The organism is Bacteroides sp. RTP31139st1_H2_RTP31139_211217 (genome assembly GCF_040227615.1).
In the GTDB taxonomy this organism is placed as follows: Bacteria; Bacteroidota; Bacteroidia; order Bacteroidales; family Bacteroidaceae; genus Bacteroides; species Bacteroides uniformis.
The window spans coordinates 11818-15358 of record NZ_JBCNZM010000112.1 but is presented as its reverse complement, the minus strand read 5'-3'; the positions used below and the strand labels follow the sequence as shown (position 1 = coordinate 15358).

At 42.0% G+C, this 3541-nt stretch carries 4 protein-coding genes; all 4 read left to right on the top strand.

Annotated features, from left to right (window positions below):
- The coding region (locus ABUA47_RS16730; protein WP_349831790.1) for a hypothetical protein at nt 1-530 on the top strand (530 nt) is incomplete at its 5' end.
- A gap of 101 nt (nt 531-631) precedes the next feature.
- Entirely contained in the window at nt 632-1090 is a 459-nt protein-coding gene (locus ABUA47_RS16725) for a hypothetical protein (protein WP_004326772.1), read from the top strand.
- 113 nt (nt 1091-1203) lie between these two features.
- Nucleotides 1204-1374, top strand: coding sequence for a hypothetical protein (locus ABUA47_RS16720; RefSeq protein ID WP_004326771.1), 171 nt, complete (start codon nt 1204-1206; stop codon nt 1372-1374).
- Between the two features lie 17 nt (nt 1375-1391).
- The coding region (locus tag ABUA47_RS16715) for a tape measure protein (RefSeq protein WP_410520191.1) at nt 1392-3541 on the top strand (2150 nt) is incomplete at its 3' end.

The following is a 3541-nucleotide window of genomic DNA, read 5'->3' as shown; positions in this document are numbered from 1 at the left end:
AGTTAAAGGTGCTCTTTAATCAGATGAAGGAGGTTTATTATGTGTCCAAAGTCAATAGTGACCTCGCAACTTTAGCGGCTTTTGATATGGAGCTGCCGGTACTCTCTGACGGAGTTACATTTGATACCGGAGCTGCCGATGTTTCCAAGATCAAGTTGACAACCGGAGCAACTTGGACTTCTATTGCTAATGCTGGAGATTCCGATATTCAGTTTCAAGTACCTTCCGTGGCAGGAAAGATCAATGACTTGTTACTGAACAAGAAAGCGGAAACGGTGGCTATGACTGCTACCATTGATGGTGAGACTTATGAAGGTGAAGGTTACAATATCGAACCGAAGAAAGTAATCGGAGGACTCTTCATGCGTAGTGAAGACCGTCAAACAGCCTTGTTCTTACCGAATGTTGAGGGGTATAGCAACTTCGTCAGCGAGCAGGATAAGCCGGGGTACTTTAATGTATCTGTTTCTCCGTTGAATGATGCTAAGGGTGCCTCTATTTACATTTTACGTAAAAAAGTGTCCGAATAAAAAACTTAGGATATAACACTTTGCAAAATTCATATCAGCGAAAAGGTGGTGAGCTACTTGATACCGGCCACCACCTTTTTTCGTATAAAACACGATAAAATATGACAAAGAAGAATGACATAACACTTCCTACACCGGAGGATGAAAGGCTATTGAATGATGTGTTGGAAGACAGTGTGGACTATGTGGAAGTCCGAGGAAAGAAATATGGTATTTCATGGCTGAAAAGAGGGACTATACGCAAATTCACCAGTACCATGCAGAAATCGGGAAATGATGATAAGATCAGTTGCCAATGTGCAGCCGCTATCATTTTGAACGGATATTGGAAGATCAAGTTCTTCTATCCTTTCTTGTGGCGATGGTTCTTTTATATCAAACAATATGGAGATCATGAGCTGATGAAGGTTATAGCCGTCGGCAAAAAAAAAATTCCAGTGGAAGACTACTTGACTGCTACCATATATCTGACCGCGATGAAGGACACGATGATGACAATGACAAAAGAGGAAGCAGAGCATATCCTTCACGAACCAGCTACGGACAAACGTGGGAAATAGGCAAGTCCTATCCGTGGCTGACAGAGCCTTTGAGAGTATTTGGGATTCCAATAAGCAAGCCCTTGTTTGGTATTTATTGGGTACTTACAAATGCACAAATTGAACTATTGGCAATGGATGTGTCTATTGTGGTTACAGATTGTGACAAGGACAACAAGGAAAAGAAGCACGATACGAAGAACTTCAAATCCCCTTCCGTAAGCGAAATAGAGGATGCTGCCAAACGCTGGAAAGATAAGTATGGCAATGGAGAAACAGCAATTAACATTAATGATTATAAGTAACACAAACACAATAATATATGGCTGATCTCGGTAATTTATATTTTGATATACTGTTCCGTGATAAGACAGCGGAACAACGTAAAAAATTGAAAGCGGAAATCACCAAAGACTTGCAGGCAAAACTTGATGTGGGTTTTGACAAGAAGAAGTTGGTTGGCGATATGAAGACTTTGCTTCAAAGTGAGAAGTTTAAGATCAATGTGGTAGTGGATAAGGCCAGTACCACACAAGCTGTCCGTGCCGCCTTGCAAGCCGCCGGGTTGAATACAAACTTTACAGCAAGTGATTTACGCGCCGCCAAAGCCGCAGCCATTCAAACCAAAGCGGAGGCTTCTGCCGCAGCTGCACGTGAGCTTGCGCGACAAAGAGCCGCCCGTGCCGCCAAAGCGGAACTGGATTTGGCTAATGCCCGTGAGAGATCAGCCAATGCAGCAAGGCGGCACATGACAGCCACTCTCAATATGAATGGAGCAATGAACAGCCAGTTGAGTATTGTCGGACAATTAAGAAATGAATTTTTGGGGCTATACTCCATTTATGCGGCACAAAATTTCTTACGTGCAGTGGTTGATATTGGTGGTGAGTTGGAGAATCAGAAAATTGCAATGGCCTCTATCTTGCAAGATGAAGGCAAAGCTACAACCATATTCAATCAGATTAAGAAACTGGCTGTTGCTTCTCCGTTCGGGGTTATGGACTTGAATCAGTATGCCAAACAACTTTCCGCGTATTCTATACCATACAATGAATTGTATGATACCATGAAAAGGCTGGCTGATATATCAGCCGGTGTAGGTGTTGATATGGGACGTATCATATTGGCCTACGGTCAGATAAAGGCTGCTAAATTCTTGAAAGGAACGGAATTACGACAATTGACGGAAGCGAACATTCCTATGGTGGATAAACTGGCCGAGCGATTCAGCAAGTTGGAAGGCCGCATTGTCAGTGCCGGTGAAGTGCTTGATATGATCTCGAAAAAGAAGGTTACGTTTGAGGATGTAAAAGATGTTCTTTGGGAACTTACGGATGATGGTGGCATGTTTAATAATATGCAGGAAGTTCTTTCAGAATCAGTTAAGTCCAAATGGAAGAACTTGGCTGATGCGATTGACATTATGCTTGGTGATATTGCGGAGTCAATGGGTAGTACATTGAAATGGACTGCCGAAAGCCTTACCACCCTTGCTCAAAATTGGAAAGAAATTGTACCTTTTATAACAGCGGCCACAGCTGCGTTTGGAACATATCGGGTTGCGGTTTATGCAGAATCACGTGCCATGGGAGTGGCAAATGCTACATTAATAAAAGGAACACTCGCAGCTAAACAGAAAACAGCAGCGGATTTAGTGATGGCTTCCAATTACCGCACTTTAACTGCCGCTGAAAAAGGATTGATTGCTTCAAGAAATGCTATGACTACCGCAGAATGGAGGGCATTGGCTGTTAGTGGCGCATTGAACAAAGAACAAGCGTTGAGGTTGATAACACTTGGGAAAATTAAATCAGGTCAGGCAGGACATATTACCCAATTACTTAATATATCAAAAGCTGAACTTCAAGTGGCTATGTCAGCTGGAAAAGCTCGTGTGGCAATGACAATGCTTAGTTATGGAGCCAAACAAGTTTGGACTGCTTTTAAGGGTTTGTTCAATCCATACATGTATTTGTTCGCTGGACTTTTTGCCATTACTGAATTATGGTATAAGTCCGGGCAAAAGGCTGACGAAATGAACGAGCGTATTTCCGAGCTGACAACAAGAGCACAAGACGGTTTCAAGAATTTAACGAAAGAAGCTCAAAAATTTGCTGATGTTGATCCTTTTAAGGCGAATGATGCCTCACTGATTTCTTCTATTGAAGAAATGAAAACAGCATTAAAGGATTATTCTCCAGTTTGGGCAGACACTTTTAATGAAACGTTTAAGACTGATGATGAAGGAAATACGGTTAAAAGCCTTGCAGAACAATATATATTGCTTCGGAATGCTTTGAATGATACAAAAGAGGCTTATAGATTGTTGAATGCCATAAAAGGTACGTCTGAACATGCCAATGAAGCGACTGACGGTTATTTTGATGACAGTTTTCTTGAAAATATCAATGACTACATTGATGCGGAGGAACGGGTAAACAAGATTATTGGCCGCATGTCAGGCAGCTATAT

What these genes read in the sequence shown, in the direction of transcription:
- ABUA47_RS16725 (WP_004326772.1), top strand. Translation starts at nt 632, where the DNA reads ATGACAAAGAAGAATGACATAACACTTCCTACACCGGAGGATGAAAGG.
- ABUA47_RS16720 (WP_004326771.1), top strand. Translation starts at nt 1,204, where the DNA reads ATGGATGTGTCTATTGTGGTTACAGATTGTGACAAGGACAACAAGGAA.